14 protein-coding genes and 1 rRNA gene are annotated in these 15,871 nt (G+C 70.6%); 11 read left to right on the top strand and 4 right to left on the bottom strand.

The genetic code is table 11. From position 1 onward, the window contains the following. Positions 1-78 precede the first annotated feature (78 nt). Positions 79-1,023, bottom strand: a complete 945-nt coding sequence (locus ACH4G3_RS31900; protein WP_397619755.1) for a bifunctional lytic transglycosylase/C40 family peptidase — start codon at positions 1,021-1,023, stop codon at positions 79-81. Positions 1,024-1,236: 213 nt separating this feature from the next. Then, a complete protein-coding gene (locus tag ACH4G3_RS31905) occupies positions 1,237-1,974 on the bottom strand; it encodes a trypsin-like serine peptidase (protein ID WP_397627751.1) in 738 nt (245 codons plus the stop codon). Positions 1,975-2,264: 290 nt separating this feature from the next. On the opposite strand from ACH4G3_RS31905, the gene ACH4G3_RS31910 reads away from it, so the two are divergent. From ACH4G3_RS31910 to ACH4G3_RS31940, 7 genes are all read left to right on the top strand, one after another. Then, complete coding sequence (locus ACH4G3_RS31910) at positions 2,265-3,554, top strand: S53 family peptidase (RefSeq protein ID WP_397627752.1); 1,290 nt, start codon at positions 2,265-2,267, stop codon at positions 3,552-3,554. A gap of 434 nt (positions 3,555-3,988) precedes the next feature. After that, positions 3,989-4,297 carry a hypothetical protein gene (locus ACH4G3_RS31915; RefSeq protein ID WP_003991275.1) on the top strand — a complete coding sequence of 103 codons (309 nt, stop codon included), beginning with the start codon at positions 3,989-3,991 and terminating at the stop codon, positions 4,295-4,297. Between the two features lie 186 nt (positions 4,298-4,483). Next, positions 4,484-5,311 (top strand): DUF8175 domain-containg protein, encoded by an 828-nt coding sequence (locus tag ACH4G3_RS31920; RefSeq protein WP_397627753.1) that lies wholly within the window; start codon positions 4,484-4,486, stop codon positions 5,309-5,311. Further along, the gene (locus ACH4G3_RS31925) at positions 5,301-6,626 is read left to right on the top strand and encodes a hypothetical protein (RefSeq protein WP_397627754.1); all 1,326 of its coding nucleotides are present in this window, start codon (positions 5,301-5,303) and stop codon (positions 6,624-6,626) included. The genes ACH4G3_RS31920 and ACH4G3_RS31925 overlap by 11 nt, the downstream gene beginning before the upstream one ends. Then, entirely contained in the window at positions 6,623-8,179 is a 1,557-nt protein-coding gene (locus ACH4G3_RS31930) for an SCO6880 family protein (RefSeq protein WP_397627755.1), read from the top strand. The genes ACH4G3_RS31925 and ACH4G3_RS31930 overlap by 4 nt, the downstream gene beginning before the upstream one ends. 6 nt (positions 8,180-8,185) lie before the next feature. Next, positions 8,186-9,598, top strand: a complete 1,413-nt coding sequence (locus ACH4G3_RS31935; RefSeq protein WP_020269939.1) for an ATP-binding protein — start codon at positions 8,186-8,188, stop codon at positions 9,596-9,598. An 11-nt stretch (positions 9,599-9,609) separates the two neighbouring features. Further along, positions 9,610-11,421, top strand: coding sequence for a TraM recognition domain-containing protein (locus ACH4G3_RS31940; RefSeq protein ID WP_397627756.1), 1,812 nt, complete (start codon positions 9,610-9,612; stop codon positions 11,419-11,421). Here ACH4G3_RS31940 and ACH4G3_RS31945 read toward each other — a convergent pair. Beyond that, positions 11,410-11,979, bottom strand: coding sequence for a GNAT family N-acetyltransferase (locus ACH4G3_RS31945; RefSeq protein ID WP_397627757.1), 570 nt, complete (start codon positions 11,977-11,979; stop codon positions 11,410-11,412). The two genes, ACH4G3_RS31940 and ACH4G3_RS31945, sit on opposite strands and share 12 nt — an antisense overlap. Before the next feature lie 93 nt (positions 11,980-12,072). Between ACH4G3_RS31945 and ACH4G3_RS31950 the strand changes: the two genes are divergently transcribed. From ACH4G3_RS31950 to ACH4G3_RS31965, 4 genes are read left to right on the top strand one after another with little or no spacing between them, the layout of a single operon-like run. Then, complete coding sequence (locus tag ACH4G3_RS31950; RefSeq protein WP_397627758.1) at positions 12,073-12,993, top strand: ABC transporter ATP-binding protein; 921 nt, start codon at positions 12,073-12,075, stop codon at positions 12,991-12,993. After that, positions 12,990-13,769: an ABC transporter permease gene (locus tag ACH4G3_RS31955; protein WP_397627759.1), complete on the top strand. Its 780-nt coding sequence runs from the start codon at positions 12,990-12,992 to the stop codon at positions 13,767-13,769. The genes ACH4G3_RS31950 and ACH4G3_RS31955 overlap by 4 nt, the downstream gene beginning before the upstream one ends. A gap of 24 nt (positions 13,770-13,793) precedes the next feature. After that, a complete protein-coding gene (locus ACH4G3_RS31960) occupies positions 13,794-15,053 on the top strand; it encodes a sensor histidine kinase (RefSeq protein ID WP_397627760.1) in 1,260 nt (419 codons plus the stop codon). Continuing rightward, a complete protein-coding gene (locus ACH4G3_RS31965) occupies positions 15,050-15,721 on the top strand; it encodes a response regulator (protein WP_397627761.1) in 672 nt (223 codons plus the stop codon). The genes ACH4G3_RS31960 and ACH4G3_RS31965 overlap by 4 nt, the downstream gene beginning before the upstream one ends. A gap of 59 nt (positions 15,722-15,780) precedes the next feature. Here the strand turns inward: ACH4G3_RS31965 and rrf are convergent. Continuing rightward, a 5S ribosomal RNA gene (gene rrf / locus ACH4G3_RS31970) occupies positions 15,781-15,871 on the bottom strand; the annotation flags it as partial.

The following is a 15,871-nucleotide window of genomic DNA, read 5'->3' on the forward strand; positions in this document are numbered from 1 at the left end:
CACTCCACCGAATGATCACGCAGACGTTATCGAAGAGAGACACGTCTTTGCAGCTCAGGGGGCGGGTTCACACTCGGCTCACACTGTCGTGGGCAGTGCTTTCGCGCCATCTTCGGTGACCCGCGTGGCCCCGAAGTAGTCGGGGGTGTCGATCGGGTCGAACCGGATCACCGCACCCGTTCGCGGCGCGTCGATCATGTACCCGCCTCCGACATAAATGCCGACATGCCGGATGGCACGCGAATTGGTGAGGTCGTCCGAGAAGAACACGAGGTCGCCGGGGAGCAGTTCGTCCCGCGCGGGGTGCGGTCCGGCGTTGTACTGGTCGTTGGCGACGCGCGGCAGCTTGATGCCGACGGTCTCGTAGGCGGCCTGGGTCAGTCCCGAGCAGTCGAAGCGTCCGCCCTGTTCAGCGGTGCCCGTGCCGCCCCACAGGTAGGGCGTGCCGAGTTTCTTCTGCGCGTACTCGATGGCGCCCGCGGCCTGCTCGGAGGGATCGACCCGCCCGACGGGCGCCGCGAAGCTCTCCGAGAGCGTCGTGATCCGCTTCACGTAGTTCCGGGTCTCGGTGTACGGCGGCACGCCCCCGTACTTGATCACCGCGTATGCCCCCGCGTTGTAGGCGGCCAGCATGTTTTCGGTCAGATTCCCGCCCACCTTCTTCACGTACGACGCGAGTTCGCAGTCGTACGAGGCGGCGGAGGGAATCGCGTCCTTCGGGTCCCACACGTCACGGTCGCCGTCGCCGTCGCCGTCGATGCCGTGGGAGGCCCAGGTGCCGGGGATGAACTGCGCTATCCCCTGCGCGGCGGCGTGGCTCTGGGCCTTCGGGTTGAACCCGCTCTCCTGGTAGAGCTGGGCGGCGAGCAGGGCCGGGCTGATGGCGGGGCAGAGGTTGCCCCACTTCTGCACCAGGGCCGAGTACGCGGCGGGCACCGACCCCTTGGCCAGCGCCTTCGCCCCACCGCCGACCCCGTTGACCAGGTTTCCGGCGACGATGTAGACCCCGACGACGAGCAGCATCACGAAGGCCAGGGCGGAGCTGATCGCAACACTCGCCACGATCCATGCCTTACGCACCGTCAACCGCCCCTCGCCGGCCAGGAGTCCGTCGCCTGGTCAGTGTAGAGGCGGCCGCCGTACGCCGGAATGATCACGCGGAGGAGAGTCGGGGCGGAAAGGGGAACAGCCGACAGCAGGGGGCGGCACGCCGGGGGCAACCGGCGCACGGCCCCGTCACGGGTCACCCGCCGCCTCCCGGTACAGCCGCTCCGCCTCCGCGCGGAGCACCACGCTGTAGGACACGTCGGGGGTCGTCCCGCCGTCCTCATGGCCGCCGAGGACCCCCACGACCTGCCCGTCCCCGTTCACCCAGGGGCTTCCGCTGGTGCCGCCGGCGAATCCCGGGCACGCGATGCGCTGCTGGGTGGGACTGTGCGCGGTCGGCTTGTTGGTGCAGCTGACGGGCGTCTCGCGGGAGTCGGGGTATCCGGTGAGGGTCACGGCCGTCGCCCCCGTCGCCGTACCGGTGGTGAACCGGTAACCACCGACGGCGTCCTCCACGCCCTTCCCGCCCCGCGGCGCGACCACGGCGAACGCCACGTCACTGTCCTCCCGCCGCCCCTCGACCCACCCACGGGGCAGGAACCGCCGCTTCACCTTCCACACCCCGTACGGAGCGCGGCCGTTGCGGTACCCGGGCACGAACACGAGCTCTCCGCGCCCGTCCAGGCAGTGCGCCGCGGTGACGACGAGATTCCGGTACGGCGCCCGCACCACGGACGCGGTGCAGAAGTGCGCACCGGCCGGGCGGGTCGCCCGGCCGGCGGGGACGAGCACCCCCACCCGCGCGCTGCCCGCGACCGCTCCCGCGGTGACGGTCACCCCGAAGGGCCCGGCCCCGTCATCGGCCACCGCGGTGGACGCGGAGGTGAGGGCGGCAAGGACCACGGCAAGGGCGAGGACGCGCTTCATCGGAGCCACTGTGTCCGGCGAAGGTGAGAAAAACGCGTGCCGCCGGTCCCAAGCCCCGCTGAACCCGGGCCCCTTGGGTCAAGCCACGCCCATCCCCCGGCCATCGGCCCGTCACCGGCCGGTAAGCCCGGCGCCCGGTTCAGTAAGGCGGAAGTCAGGATTCCGAAACCCGTCTTGTTGTCACGTACTCAACAAGCGATCGTCGTCGCGGGTCGCCGCCCCCGCCGGGAACCGTACCGGCGGATCCCCCACCCGCAGGCCTCTGTCCACCACTGCCAGGAGGCTGTACCTTGCGCACGACACCCCCCAACTCTCCCGCCGGCCGCCGCAGATGGCGCCGCACGGTCGCCGCCGTCACCGCCACCGCCGCGCTCCTCCTCACCGGCCTCACCACCGCCGCCCACGCCGACACCGCCCGGGCGAGCACCTCCCGGGTCACCTGGACCCGCTCCTGCGCCCTCCCCAGCCACAAGGACGAGATGGCCTGCAACGCCCTGCGCGTCACGGGCGGCCGCACCGCCTTCCAGCAGCAGCACGGCATCTCACCCTCAGCCGCCGAGGCCACCTCCCCCTCCGGCTACGGCCCCTCCGACCTCCAGGCCGCCTACGGCCTGACCTCCGCCGCCGCGAGCAACGGCACCGGCCGGACCATCGCCATCGTCGACGCCTACGACGACCCCAACGCCGAGTCCGACCTCGCCGCCTACCGCTCGCACTACGGCCTGCCCGCCTGCACCACCGCCGGCGGCTGCTTCAAGAAGGTGAGCCAGACCGGCTCCACCACCGCCCTCCCCGCCCCCGACAGCGGCTGGTCCGGCGAGATCTCCCTCGACCTCGACATGGCCAGCGCGATCTGCCCCAACTGCCACATCCTCCTCGTCGAGGCCAAGTCCGCCACCATGGCCAACCTGGGCACCGCCGTCAACGAGGCCGTCAGCCTGGGCGCCACGTACGTCTCCAACAGCTACGGCGGCGGCGAGTCCTCCTCCGACGCGACGTACGACTCCACGTACTTCAACCACCCGGGCGTCGCCATCACCGTCAGCGCGGGCGACGCGGGCTACGGCGCCGAGTACCCCGCGGCCTCCAAGTACGTCACGGCCGTCGGCGGCACGAGGCTCACCACCTCTTCCACCACCCGCGGCTGGACCGAGAGCGTCTGGCGGACCAGCAGCACCGAAGGCACCGGCTCCGGCTGCTCCGCCTACGACGCCAAGCCCGCCTGGCAGACCGACACCGGCTGTGCCAAGCGCATGATCGCCGACGTCTCCGCCGTCGCCGACCCCGCGACCGGCGTCTCCGTCTACGACACCTACGGCGCCGACGGCCAGGGCTGGGCCACCTACGGCGGCACCAGCGCCTCCGCCCCGATCATCGCGAGCGTCTACGCCCTGGCGGGCACCCCGTCCGCCGGCTCCTACCCTGCGAAGTTCCCCTACGCGAACACCGCCGCCCTGAACGACGTCACCAGCGGCACCAACGGCACGTGCGCCACCAGCTACTTCTGCACCGCCCGAACGGGCTATGACGGCCCGACCGGCTGGGGCACCCCGAACGGAGTCGGCGCCTTCACCGGCTGACCCTCCCCCTTGTGACGGAACGTCACCGGTCGAACGGGCCGCGGCAACCCAGCCGCGGCCCGTTCGCCGCGCCAGGTAGCCTTCACCCGGAGAACACCGGGACGACCCCTCACCCGACCGGCCGTCAGAAACGGTCCGGAAAGGTGACACAGGACGTAAAAGGGCACAACGACGGGACCACACAACAGGTTCCGCTCAGGCCTCATTGCCCGGCGTGACCTGCCGTGATACACAGAGTGACCATACGATACTTCGCACACCGTCCGTCGCCTCCCTTAGGGCCCGGCCCGGAACGGTGGCAAGGTATTCGTACGAAACCCGCCAATCAATGACGCCAAGTCGACATCCGACAGCGTCATTGTCGGCGAGAATGAGGCCTGACCTCTGCACGACCGCAGAGGGTGCGGAACTACCCAACAGGGGCGGTGACTTACATGCTCTTTGCGGCCGACAAGGGAGACATCAACACGATCATCGGCGGGATCGCTCCGGACTGGGGCCCCTTCGGCAGCCTGGGCAACGAGGCCAAGGTGATGATCGAGGTCGTGATGGCGGTGGCCATCCTGCTCTGCCTCGGCATCGCCATCTGGGGCGCCGCCAAGCAGCGCATCGGTGCCACCGCCCTGCGGGACACCTTCAGCGCGGAGCAGGGCAAGGGCCTCATCATCGCGGGCCTCACGGGAGTCTTCATCATCGGCTCACTCGGCACGCTCTTCACCATCGTGTACGGCATGGCCGTGTAGGCCGGGCCCACCCGCCCCGGCCGGGCACGCCCGGCTCCCCCCTCCATCCCACCCGCCCGTCGTGCCCACCGGCGAAGGTTGCGTTTCCCTGATGTCGAGTCACCACACCGCGCCCGCGCGGGAACCAGCACGGCTACCGTCGTACGAGGAGCACGAGCAGTACGACGTCGAGGGGGCGTACGCGGCATGAGTCTCGGTGACGAGCACGAGGCCTCCGGCGGCTACGCCGGCACGGGCCAGACCCGCACCCGCCTGCCCGACACCGGAGCCGACCCCTACGGCACGCCCCGCCGCCCCCGCTCGTCGCGCAGCCTGGTCACGGTGGTCGGCGTAGTAGTCCTCCTCATCGCAGCCATCGCCTTCGCGAACCGGGGCGGTGGCGACTCCTCCTCATCGGACGACGCCGCCACCAAACCGGACACAACAGCCACGGCCCCCTCCGGCCAACGCCCCGTCCAGTCCAAGTCGGCAGCCGGCATCCCCTCGGGCTTCGCCCAGGACCAGGAGGGGGCGGAGAGCGCGGCGGCGAACTATGCGGTGGCACTCGGCTCCGCCGAGATGTTCTCCAAGGCCAAGCGGGACACCATCCTGCAAGCGATCATCGCCCCCTCGCGGGTGGCGGAGTTCGAGGCCACCCTGGACAGGGCTTACACGCCGGAGTTCAACAAGAACGTCGGGCTGAACGAGGACGGCTCGACACCACGGGGCTACACGTTCGTGTCCCGCACCAGTCCGATCGGCACCAAGGTCACCGAAGCATCCCAGGAGAGCGCAACGGTGGAGGTCTGGTGCAGCGGTCTCCTGGGACTTGCGGGCGAGAACTCCACCACCCCGGTCACGAACAGCTGGTTCACCATCACCATGAAACTCGAGTGGACCGGCGGTGACTGGAAGATCGTGACCCACTCTCAGAAGGACGGTCCGGCGCCCGTTCCCGGCGACGACAGGGCTTCCAGCGCGGACGAGATGGCAAAGGCAGTCGAGGAGTACGGAGGGTTCTCTTATGCCCGTTAACCATCGCGTACTCAAGCTCGTAGGCCTCGTCGCAGCCGGGCAGACCACTGCGGTCCTCTTGGCCACGCGTGCCTTCGCGGCACCCACGCCGTCGCCCACCCCCAGCGACGACCCCTGTGACCTGATCCACGGCCCCGCCAAGGACTACTGCGAACGCGGCAGCGGTGCCAACCGCTCCGGCGGCACCTCCCGCCTGGACCCCACCTCCACCCTCGACCCCCTCTCCTCCCTCGCCAAGGGCTGTGCCGACGCCGCCTCCTGGACCGTCGACAAGCTCAGCGACGCCGTGAAGGAGACGGCGAACGTCGACTTCACGAACCCCAAGTTCCTCCAGCAGTACGCCGTCGTCTTCGCCGCGTCGACCATCCTCACGCTCCTCCTCTGGCTCCTGGCCGTCGCCAAGCGAGCCGTCCGCGGCGTACCCCTGACCACCGCCCTGTCCGAGGCCATCGGATTCCTCTGGCTGACCGTGCTCGCCTCCGCCTTCACCCCCCTGATCCTCTACACCGTCGTCTCCGCGACCGACGGCATCACCGAGGTCCTCGCCAAAGCCACCGGCGACCAGACCGACGCCTTCTTCGGCACGTTCTCCGAGGCCCTCAACAAGGGCGAGGACATCGGCGGCGGCCCGATCATGCTGATCGTCGTCTCCCTGGTCAGCATCCTCGCCGCCGGCGTCCTCTGGCTGGAGCTCGTCATCCGCGCCGCCCTGCTCTACGTCGGCGCCCTCCTCGGCACCGTCGTCTACGCCGGCCTCGTCGACAAGAACCTGTGGGGCCACGTCCGCCGCTGGGCCGGCATCATGATCGCCGTCATCCTCGTGAAGCCCGTGATCGTGATCGTGCTCGGCCTCGCCGGCGCGCTCTCCGCCGACGACGGCCCCGACGCCTTCTCCGCCGTCGTCTCCGGCCTCGCCATCATCCTGCTCGCCATCTTCGCCAGCGCGATGATCTACCGCTTCGTCCCCGGCTTCGGAGACGAGATCGCCGGCTCCCGCAACAACCGCCTCATGCAGGGCGCGGAGAGCAAGGCCGCGGCGGTCATCAGCTCCCCCGCGACCCTGGTCGCGCAGGGCATCAAGACCCACAGCACCCGCGCCGACAACAACGGCGGAGGCAGCCAGTCCTCCGCCCCCCGCCCCAGCAACCCCGCCTCCGGCGGAGTCGCCGCGCACAGCTCGCGCCCCTCGAACGGCGGCGGCGGATCTGTCCCCTCCGCCGCACCCGCACCCCGTTCGAGCAGCCCCGTCAACACTCCCCACGCCAGCAACACCCGCAACAGCAGTACCAATCGCACGGGAGGTGAAGGGCGTTGACGACCGAGTCCCACGTGTCCCATCCGGTCACGCCCCGCCGTACATATCTGATCGGCCGCGCCCGGCCGAACGCGATCATCGGCCGCAACCGCGAGACCGGCGAGATCGCCCTGATCGTCGTGGGCGCGTTCCTCGGCATGATGTGCGGGCTCCTCGTCCCCGTGCTGTCCCTGCGCATCGTGCTGCTCGCCGGGTTCCCGATGCTGGCGCTGGCCGCCGTGTACGTGCCGTACAAGCACCGCACGTTCTACAAGTGGTTCGAGATCAACCGCAGCTACAAGCGGACCCTGAAGCAGGGGACCACCTACCGCTCCGCCGTCATCGAGGCCGGCACCCGGCTCGACGGCCGGGAGGTCGAGATCGGGCCCCCTCCGGGCATCGGCCGCATCACCTGGCTGGCCGCCCCCTTCGGCCCCGACGAGATCGCCGTCCTGCTGCACGCCGACCGCAAGACCGTCACCGCCGCCATCGAGATCGAGGGCCCCGGCGTCGGCCTGCGCGACTCCGAGGACCAGGAGGCCCTCGTCGACCGCTTCGGCACCCTGCTCAAGCACGTGGCCAACGGCGACGGCTTCGTCACCCGCCTCCAGATGCTCGCCCGCACCCTCCCCGCCGACCCGGACGCCCACGCCAAGGACGTCGCCGTCCGCGGCGACGACAAGGCACCGCCGTGGCTCCAGCAGTCGTACGACCAGCTCCAGTCGATGGTGTCCACCAGCAGCGAGCAGCACCGCGCCTACCTCGTCGCCTGCATGCACTACACCCGCGACCTCGCCGCCGAGGCCAACGCCATGGCCCGGGCCGCCCGCGCCCACGGCGGCAAGGTCGACCGGGACGCCGGACTCGCCGTCGTCATGGCCCGCGAGCTCACCGACATCTGCTCGCGCCTCCAGGAGGCCGACATCCGCGTACGGCAGCCGCTCGGCCAGAGCAGACTGTCCTCGCTGATCCACTCCATGTACGACCCGGACCACCCCATCGACCACATCCAGGCGATGACGAAACGCAATGCCTGGCCGGCCGAGCTGGACGCCATGGAGCCCACCTACCTCCAGGCCAAGACCCGCGAGTCCTCCACCCGCGCCCCCTGGTGCCACGCCACGGCCTGGGTGAAGGAGTGGCCGATGACCCCCGTCGGCGTCAACTTCCTCGCCCCGCTGCTCGTCCACACCCCGGACGTCATCCGCACGGTCGCCGTCACCATGGACCTCGAACCCACCGAGGTCGCCATCGAACGCATGCTCACGGAGAAGACCAACGACGAGGCCGAGGCGTCCCGCGCCGCCAAGATGAACCGCACCATCGACCCGCGCGACGTCGCCGCGAACTCCCGGCTCGACCAGCGCGGCGAAGACCTCGCCAGCGGCGCCGCCGGGGTGAACCTCGTCGGCTACATCACCGTCTCCTCGCGTTCCCCCGACGCCCTCGCCCGCGACAAGCGGACGATAAGGGCCTCGGCCGGAAAGTCGTACCTGAAGCTGGAATGGTGCGACCGCGAGCACCACCGCGCCTTCGTGAACACCCTTCCCTTCGCCACCGGCATTCGGAGGTAGGACCTGATGCGGGACCCGCTGTCCGTCCTCACCGACGCCTTCACGTCCTTCCTCTTCGGGAAGGTCGAGACGACCCGGCTCCCGGTGCGCACGTCCACGGGCCAGGCCCAGGCGGTCTACCTCCCGACCGCCGCCCCCGGCCTCGGCGACTCCGGCGTCATCATCGGCCGCGAGGTGTACTCCGGAAAGGGCTACATCTACGACCCCTTCCAGCTCTACGGCCAGCAGCTCCCCGCCCCCCACTGGCTGGTCCTCGGCGAGTCCGGCAACGGCAAGTCGGCGCTGGAGAAGACGTACGTCCTGCGCCAGCTCCGCTTCCGCGACCGCCAGGTCGTCGTCCTGGACGCCCAGGGAGAGGACGGCGTCGGCGAGTGGAACCTCATCGCCCAGGAGCTGGGGATAACTCCCATCCGCCTGGACCCGATGGCCGCCCTGGACATGGGTATCCGCCTCAACCCGCTCGACCCCGCCATCACGACCACGGGGCAGCTCGCCCTGCTCCGCACGATCATCGAGGTCGCGATGGGGCACGGCCTGGACGAACGCTCCGGCTTCGCCCTCAAGGTCGCGCACGCCTACGTCAACGAGACCATCGTCGACCGCCAGCCGGTCCTCACCGACATCGTCGAGCAGCTGCGCCACCCCGAGCCCGAATCGGCCGAGGCGATGAACGTCGCCATAGACGACGTACGGGCCTGGGGCCTGGACGTGGCCCTGGTCCTGGACCGTCTCGTCGACGGTGACCTGCGCGGCATGTTCGACGGCCCGACCACGGTCGGCATCGACCTGGACGCGCCGCTCATCGTCTTCGACCTGTCCCACATCGACCGCAACTCCATCGCCATGCCCATCCTCATGGCGATCGTCGGCGTGTGGCTGGAGCACACCTGGATCCGCCCCGACCGGAAGAAGCGCATCTTCCTGGTCGAGGAGGCCTGGCACATCATCAACAGCCCCTTCGTGGCCCAGCTGTTCCAGCGCCTGCTGAAGTTCGGCCGGCGACTGGGCCTGTCGTTCGTGGCGGTCGTCCACCACCTGTCCGACGTGGTGGACGGCGCGGCGGCGAAGGAGGCGGCAGCGATCCTGAAGATGGCGTCGACGCGGACGATCTACGCCCAGAAGGCCGACGAGGCGAGAGCCACGGGCCGGGTCCTCGGCCTGCCCCGCTGGGCGGTCGAGATCATCCCGACGCTCACGCCCGGTATCGCAGTCTGGGACGTCAACGGCAATGTCCAGGTCGTCAAACACCTGGTCACGGAGACCGAACGCCCACTGGTCTTCACCGACCGCGCGATGACCGAGTCCTCCGCGGACCTCACGGACCACGACGCCCTGCGCGCCGCCGAACTCGAGGCGGAGGAACGGGCGGCGGCCTTCGTGGAGCACCACCTGGGCGACTCCGAATCGACGGTGGCGTAGGGGGAGGACGCGTGAGACCGGACGACCGCCGCAGCCGGCACGACAGCCAGGGAGGCATCCCCGACGGCCTGCTGGTCGGCATACTCGCGTTCCTCCTCGGCATGACCCTGCTGGTGTGGACGGCCACCGGCCTCGCCGCCCTGTTCGCCCACGGCTCCTGGCCGTCCGGCGTCACCTTCACACGCACGCCCCTGGCCATGCGCGGCCTCATCGCCCAGCCCCACGACATCCCCGGCGCCTGGCCCGACACACCCCCGGGCGAACTCTCGGGCTACGGCCTGTTCTGGGGCCTGTTCATCGGCCAGCTGATGATCCTGATCGTCCTGACGGTGTTCGTGATGGGCACGCTGGCCAGGTGGCGGGCGGTCCGCGCGAGGCGCCGGGCGGAGAGGATGGCACCGCCGCACGCGACGGGGGTCGTGTACGGGTCGGGCGGGCCGCCGCAGCACGAGATGCCTACGACGGAGCCGCACCGATCACCGACTTCGCCGCAGCACGGATCACCGACTTCGCCGCAGCACGAGATCCCGACAGCCGGGCAGCACAGAACACCGACTCCGGCACAGCACGAGATCCCGACAGCCGGGCAGCACAGAACACCGACCTCGGCGCAGCACGAACTGCCGACGACCGCGCAGCACAGAACACCGCCCCCGACACCGCACGACGTACCCACGCCGGCGCAGCACGCGGCATCCACACACACGCCGCACGACGTACCGACGCCGACGCCCACGCTCCACGACGCCCACGCGTCGGCGCAGCACGACGTCCCCACCCCCCGCCGCGCCGACCCCGATCCCACGCACCTCCTGGAGCCGACGGCCCCCCTCGCCCCGACCCCGGCGGCCGCGCCCACGAGCCCGGCTTCTCTGTTCGGCCAGGAACGGGTGGGCGGGTGGGCAAAAATCCTCGTAGCCCCAAGGGAAACCCGCCAAACCACCGCCACCCAGGCCGTACGCGACGCCGAGGGCCCGGCCCTCATCGTCACCTCGAACCCCGCCCTCTGGCAGGAGACCAAAGACGCCCGGGCCAAACTGGGCCCCACCCACCTCTACGACCCCACCCACCGCTGCGCCACCCCCGCCCGCCTCCACTGGTCCCCCACAGCCGGCTGCGAGGACAAGGCCACAGCCACGAGAAGAGCAACCGCCCTCCTCACCCCGGTCCGCCCCACCGCCAAACTCGACCAGGCCCTCAGCGACACCGCCGAGACACTCCTGCGGAGCTACCTGCACGCCGCCGCCGTCGACGGCCGCACCATCCGCCACGTCCACCGCTGGTCCCAGGGCACCCAGATCCAGGACGCCGTACGCATCCTCCGTACCAACCCCAAGGCCGCCCCCGGCTCCGCGGGCGAACTCGAAGGCGCCCTCACCGCCCACCCCGAACGCCGGGACATGGCCCAGCAGCTGACGACCCGTGCCCTCGCGGCCCTCTCCACGGTCAATATCCGCGAGGCTTGCACTCCCAACCGAAATGATGCCCTCGCCCTGGATTCCTTCGTCCATGAAGGGGGCACCCTTTATGTGGTGGGTGAATCCATCGAGGACCCCAGGACGAATCCGGGCGCGATGCCCCTCCTGACGGCCCTCGTCTCCAGCGTGGTCGAGCGCGGCCGGCACATGGCCGAACGGTCATCCTCCGGTCGCCTCGACCCACCATTCACGCTCGTCCTGGACGACGTCGCCGCCGTGGCCCCGCTTCCCCAGCTCCCGGAGCTGCTGGCCACCGGAGCGGACCGGGGCATGCCGACCCTGGCCCTGCTCCGCTCCCGCGAACAGGGCCGCGCCCGCTGGCCGCACGACGAACTACCGGTCTGAGTAGGGCACTCCCACGGAGCTCCGCTCAAGCACGAACTCCAGCTCCCGTTCCTCGGAGTCCCCGAGCGGCACGACCAGCCCACTGGGCTCGAACCCCACCCGCCGGTAGAACCGCTGCGCCCGCCCGTTCTCCTCGTGCACGATGAGCCGCACCCGCTCCAGACCCCGCCCCCACGCCCACTCCAGGGCCGCGTCGAACAGCACCTCGGTCAGCCCGCTCCCGCGCTCCTCCGGCCGCACGAACACACCGACGACATGCCCCTGCTTCCGCTCCACCGGAAACCCGGCCCAGTCCGTCGTCCCCGGCTCCTCCACGAGCACGGTCAGCGTCCCCACCCACCGCCCGTCCGGCCCCGCCGCGATGATCTGCTGCCGCGCCTCCGCCCCTTCGGCGGCACCGGCCGTCCGCTCCTGCCAGAAGGAGTCCGGCCTGGCCGCGGCCTCCTCGTACGTCTCCAGGAAGGCCAGGTGCGCCACCGGGTCCCGCAGCGCCGCGAGCCGCAGCTCCTTCGCCGCAGGCCACTCGTCAGCACGGACGGACCGGATCACATAGCTCATGCCGGCAACGGTAGTACCCGGGTACGACACCCCTCACCCCGATTACCACCGCCGTCCGACGCCCGCCGCCCCCGCACGCACGAGCATCGAAGCATGCTGACGGCACACGAACTGACCAAACGCTACGGCGACCGTACGGTCGTCACGGACCTGTCCTTCACCGTCCGCCCCGGAACGGTCACCGGCTTCCTCGGCCCGAACGGCGCCGGAAAGTCCACGACCATGCGGATGATCCTCGGCCTCGACGCCCCCACCCGCGGCCACGCCACCGTGGGCGGACGCTCCTACGCCGCCCACCCCGCCCCCCTCACGGAGGTCGGCGCCCTGCTGGAAGCCCGCTCGGTCCACCCCGGCCGCACGGCCTACCACCACCTGCGCGCCCTCGCCCACACCCACGGCATCCCCCGCACCCGGGTGGAGCAGGTCCTCGCCCTCACCGGCCTGACCGACGTGGCCCACCGCCGCGTCAAGGGCTTCTCCCTCGGCATGGGCCAACGCCTCGGCATCGCCGCCGCCCTGCTCGGCGACCCGGCCGTGCTCATCCTCGACGAGCCGGTCAACGGCCTCGACCCGGAGGGCGTGCTGTGGATCCGCAACCTCCTCAAGTCCCTCGCCGCCGAGGGCCGCACGGTCTTCGTCTCCTCCCACCTGATGAGCGAGATGGCCCTGACCGCCGAGCACCTCGTCATCATCGGCCGCGGCCGTCTCCTCGCCGACACCACGGTCACCGACTTCGTACGGGACTCCGGCGCCGGCACCGTCAAGGTCGTCACCCCGCAGGCCTCCGACCTCGTACCTCTCCTCACCGCCCCCGGCGTCGACATCACCACCGACACCCCCGGCACCCTCCAGGTCCGCGGCACGGACGCCCAGCACATCGGCCGCACGGCAGCCGCCCACGGCATCCCCCTCTACGAACTGACCCCCGGCACCGCCTCCCTGGAAGAGGCCTTCATGGACCTCACCCGCGAAGCGGTGGAGTACACGGCGACCCTCGAAGGAGCGGCAGCATGACCACGGCGACCCTGCCCTACCGCGTGACCCCGGCCCGCGTCCTGCGCTCCGAGTGGCACAAACTCCGGACCCTGCGCTCCACCTGGATCACCCTCATCGTGACCAGCGCCCTCACCGTCGCCATGGGCGCGGGCCTGGCCGCCGCCTACGACGGCACCGGCGAGGGCGGGATGGACACGGTCCTCTTCGTCCTGCTCGGCACCCAGTTCGCCCAGATCAACCTCGGCGTGCTGGGCATCCTCGCCACGGCCGGCGAGTACTCCACGGGCCAGATCCGCGCCACGATGACCGCCGTCCCCCGCCGCCTGCCCGTCCTGTGGTCCAAGGCAGCCGTCCTGGCCGCGATCGCCTTCCCCCTCACCTTGCTGACGAACCTGGTCACCTTCCCCCTCGCCCAGTCCCTCCTCACCGGCACCGACCAGGCGGCCTCCCTCGGCGCCCCCGGCGTCCTGCGCGCCCTCGCCGGCAACGCGGCCGGTCTCACCCTCCTCGCCGTCCTCGCCCTCGGCATCGGCGCCCTGGTCCGCTCGGTCCCGATGGCCATCGGCGTCTTCATCGGCCTCCTCATGATCGTCCCGGAGGTCCTGGCCATGCTCCCGTACGACATCGTCGACGACGCCGTCCGCTACTTCCCCGGCAAGGCCCTGGAAACCCTCACCACGGCTCAGCCCCTGCCCGGCACGGCCTCCCCGGGCACCGCCCTCCTCGCCATGATCCTCTGGACGACGGCGACCCTCGCGCTGGCCGCGGTGGTCCTACGACGCCGAGACGTCTGACAAGCGGCACCGAAATCCCCCACGATGAACCCCGTGACGGAAGACCGGGCGCCGGAGCCCCTCACCGAGTACGCCCACCGCCTCACCCGCCGGGTGCGTGCCTTCGACCGACGCCACCCCCTGCTGTGGGACCTGCACATCACCGGCTTCTGGGTGACAGCGGCCCTGATCGACTACGCCGGTGGCGGCTGGCGCCACAACGCCCACAACCTCGACGTCCCCGGCTGGCTGCTCCTCACCCTGAGCCTCGGCCTGTCGATCCCTCTCCTCTGGCGACGCACCCATCCCCGGGCCGTCCTCGCCGCCATGGCCCTCTTCGCCCTCGTCAACGCGTGGACCGGCGCGGCACTCCAGGCAGCCCTGCTCCAGCTCGCCGTCGTCTACCACATCGCCCTGCGCCGGTCCCTGCGCAATCTGTGGTGGGCGACGGCCCTGGTGACCGCCCCGGTCGTGGTGTCGGTCGCCCGCCACGGGGAGGGCACCTGGGACCAGCAGATCGGCTCCCAGCTGATGTCCATCACCGTGGCCGCCCTCATCGGCATCACGGTCCGCACCCGCCGCAACTACACCGAGGCCCTGGAGGACCGCGCCCGCCGCCTGGAGACCGAACGCGACCAGCAGGCCCAACTCGCCACCGCCGCCGAACGCGCCCGCATCGCCCGCGAGATGCACGACATCATCGGCCACAACCTCTCCGTCATCACCGGCCTCGCCGACGGCGGCAGATACGCCGCCGCCAAGTCCCCGGAACGCGCCGCCCAGGCCCTCGACGCCATCGCCACCACCAGCCGCCAGGCCCTCACCGAACTCCGCCGCCTCCTGGACGTCATGCGCGAGGACGAACAGAACCAGGCAGACCAGAACCAGGCAGACCTGACCCCCCAACCCGGCCTCACCGACCTCGACCAGCTCCTCGACGGCGTCCGCTCCGCAGGCCTCCCCGTCCACACCACCACCCACGGCAGCCCCACCCTCCCCCCAGGCCGCCAACTCACGGTCTACCGCGTCATCCAGGAAGCCCTCACCAACACCCTCAAACACGCCGGCCCCGGCGCCACCGCGCAGATAGAACTGTCCTACGAGGACAAGGGAGCCGTGACAGTGACGGTCACGGACACAGGCAGCGCGGGCCGAGCCGACGCCCGGGCTCCAGGCGGTCGCGGCCTGCCCGGAATGCGCGAGCGAACCGCCCTGTACGGCGGCACACTTGAGGCCGGCCCCCGCCCGCACCCCGAGCAGGGCTGGCGCGTCCGCCTACATCTTCCGGAGGAAAACCCGCAGTGACCACGGTCCTGATCGCCGACGACCAGCCCCTCCAGCGCTTCGGCTCCCGCATGCTCCTGGAGAGCCAGGACGACATGACGGTCGTGGGCGAGGCGGCGAACGGCAGCGAGGCGGTCCGCCTGGCGGCAGAGCTGCACCCCGACGTCGTCCTCATGGACATCCGCATGCCCGGCCTGGACGGCATCGAGGCGACCCGCCGCATCACCGCCGCCGGCGACCGCACCCGCATCCTGATCGTCACCACCTTCGATCTGGACGAGTACGCCTACGCCGGCCTCCGCGCAGGAGCCTCCGGCTTCCTCGTCAAGGACGCCCAGCCCGAGGAACTCCTGGCCGGAATCCGCGCGGTCGCCACAGGCGACGCGGTCGTAGCCCCCAGCCTCACACGCCGCCTCCTCGACGCCTACGTCCATCACCTGCCGACCGACCCGGCCGGGGAAACGCCGCCTGGAGAAGACCCACGCCTCGCTCCCCTCACCGACCGGGAACGCGAAATCCTCACGGTCATCGGCCAGGGCTGGACGAACACGGAGATAGCCACGCGCCTCCACCTGGCCGAGTCGACAGTGAAAACGCACGTGGGCCGCATCCTCGCGAAGACCGGCTCCCGCGACCGCATTCAGGCAGTGATCCTGGCGTACGACACCAAGCTGGTACAGCCGTCGTGAACAGGCTCGTGAAACACAAAAAGGCCCACACCATAAGGTGTGGGCCTTTTTCAAAAATTGTTCGGCGGCGTCCTACTCTCCCACAGGGTCCCCCCTGCAGTACCATCGGCGCTGTAAGGCTTAGCTTCCGGGTTCGGAATGTAACCGGGC

Origin of the sequence: Streptomyces afghaniensis (assembly GCF_044327915.1) — a bacterium.
In the GTDB taxonomy this organism is placed as follows: domain Bacteria; phylum Actinomycetota; class Actinomycetes; order Streptomycetales; family Streptomycetaceae; genus Streptomyces; species Streptomyces afghaniensis.